Genomic DNA, 2292 nt, shown 5'->3' with positions numbered 1-2292 from the left:
TCGACGTGCTCTACGCCGTCATCGACCCGCGCATCAAGGCCAGCGACATATGAGCGCCATCACCCCGACCTCCGGCGCGCTGCCCGCAGCTCCCGCCGGCACCGCCCTGAAGGCCCCCGGCTTCTGGCACCGCGCGCTGCGTCATCGCAGCTTCGTCATCGGCGGCGTGCTCGCTGCCTTGCTGGTGCTGGCCGCGCTGCTGTCCTATGTATGGACGCCCTATTCGCCCTACGGCATGGACATGGCGAACAAGCTCCAGGCGCCGTCCGGCTCGCACTGGCTGGGCACGGACGCGTTCGGCCGCGACGTCGCTTCGCTGCTGCTCGTGGGTGCACGCGCGTCGATCCTCGTGGGTGTGATCGCCGTCGGCATCGGGCTCGTGGTGGGTACGGCCCTCGGCCTGCTCGCCGCTGCGAAGCGCGGCTGGGTCGAGGAAGCCATCATGCGGCTGGCCGATTTCTCGCTGGCCTTCCCCGCGATCCTGTCGGCCATCATGATGACGGCGGTGTTCGGCGCGGGCATCGTCAACGCGATCATCGCGATCGGCATCTACAACATTCCGACCTTCGCGCGCATCACGCGCGCGTCGGCCAACGCGGTGTGGTCGCGAGAGTATGTTGCGGCCGCGCGTGCCTGCGGCAAGGGGTCGCTCTCCATCACGATGCAGCATGTGCTGCCGAACATCTCGGCCGTGCTGATCGTGCAGATCACCATCCGCTTCGCCATCGCGATCCTGGCCGAGGCCGCTCTTTCCTACCTGGGCCTGGGCACACAGCCGCCGCAGCCTTCGTGGGGTCGCATGCTCAGCGAAGCGCAGACCCTCATGTTCCAGCAGCCGCTGCTGGCCGTCTTCCCGGGCCTGGCGATCGCATTCGCGGTGCTGGGGCTGAACCTGCTGGGCGACGGCCTGCGTGACCTGCTCGATCCGCGCCTTGCGCGTGCTCGTTGAGGATTGCCGATGAACGAGCATTTCGAATGCCGGCGCAAGCACGCAGAGGGCGCGAAGGTTTCGCGAAGAGCGAGAAAGAAAACCCAGGAGGTTTTCCTTGTTCTCCTTTCGCGACCTTTGCGTAGTTTTTGTCTTCCTTCTGCATTCGGCTGTCCGATCCCGACCCCGCTGTCCTGACCATGCCTCTCCTCGAAGTCAACAACCTCCAGATCGGCCTGCAGACACAGCGTGGGCCGGCGCAGGCCGTGCGCGGCATTTCGTTCTCGCTGGAGCGCGGCGAGACGCTGGGCATCGTCGGCGAATCGGGCTGCGGCAAGTCGATCACGGTGATGTCGCTCATGGGCCTGCTGCCTGCGACCGCGAAGGTCTCGGGGAGCATCCGCTTCGACGGCACCGAGCTCGTCGGCCTGCCCGAGAAGCAGATGTGCGAGATCCGCGGCAACCGCATCGGCATGATCTTCCAGGAGCCGATGACGGCACTGAACCCGGTGCACACCATCGCGCGCCAGGTCGGCGAGCCGCTGCGGCTGCATCGCGGGCTCACCAAGGAGCAGGCCCGCAAGGAGGCGCTGAACCTGCTGGAACGCGTGGGCATTCCCGATGCCGCCTCGCGCCTCGATGCGTACCCGCACCAGTTCTCCGGCGGCCAGCGCCAGCGCATCGGCATCGCGATGGCGCTCGCATGCGGGCCCGACCTGCTCATCGCTGACGAGCCGACCACCGCGCTCGACGTGACCATCCAGAAGCAGGTGCTCGACCTGATCCAGGGCCTGGTCAAGGAAATGGGCATGGCGCTGATCCTGATCTCGCACGACCTGGGCGTGATCGCCAACAGCGTGAAGCGCATGCTGGTGATGTATGGCGGCAGCGCAGTGGAGAGTGGTCCGACCGACACGGTCTTCGCCGGCCGCGCACATCCCTACACACGCGGCCTGTTCGCCGCGCGCCCTGCCATCGGCGCGGTGCGCGCGGGCCGGCTGCCGACCATCCGCGGCAGCGTGCCCGAGCTGGTCGACATGCCGCGCGGCTGTGCATTCGCTGGCCGCTGCGCCCACACCATCGACCTGTGCCAGAGCACGCGCCCGCGCGAGACGCTGCTGCCCGGCGAGCACGTGGTGCGCTGCCTGCGGCTCGGAGAAATCGCCGCATCCACCGCAAGGACCGCCACCGCCTCATGAGCCAGTCCGCCAACACCCGCCAGCCCCTGCTGGCCGTGAACAACCTCTATCGCCACTACGCGCTGCCACGCGAGAAGCTTTTCGGCCCGCCACCCACCGTGAAGGCGCTCAACGGCGTGAGCTTCGACGTGCAGGCCGGCCAGAGCGTCGGCATCGTCGGCGAAT

General features: G+C 67.7%; 2 protein-coding genes. Both read left to right on the top strand.

Annotated features, from left to right (window positions below):
* The first annotated feature begins 49 nt into the window (after positions 1 to 49).
* Positions 50 to 949, top strand: a complete 900-nt coding sequence (locus tag ACTJLF_RS34450; protein WP_440884877.1) for an ABC transporter permease — start codon at positions 50 to 52, stop codon at positions 947 to 949.
* 179 nt (positions 950 to 1128) lie between these two features.
* Entirely contained in the window at positions 1129 to 2127 is a 999-nt protein-coding gene (locus ACTJLF_RS34445; protein WP_440884876.1) for an ABC transporter ATP-binding protein, read from the top strand.
* Positions 2128 to 2292 lie beyond the last annotated feature (165 nt).

Source organism: Variovorax sp. 22077, from assembly GCF_052044195.1.
GTDB lineage: Bacteria > Pseudomonadota > Gammaproteobacteria > Burkholderiales > Burkholderiaceae_C > Variovorax > Variovorax atrisoli.
Note: the sequence above shows the minus strand (reverse complement) of the source record. Positions and strands in the feature narration are given on the sequence as shown.

Bases quoted from the DNA above. Each gene is read 5' to 3' on its own strand.
- ACTJLF_RS34450 (WP_440884877.1), top strand. From the start codon at position 50: ATGAGCGCCATCACCCCGACCTCCGGCGCGCTGCCCGCAGCTCCCGCC.
- ACTJLF_RS34445 (WP_440884876.1), top strand. From the start codon at position 1,129: ATGCCTCTCCTCGAAGTCAACAACCTCCAGATCGGCCTGCAGACACAG.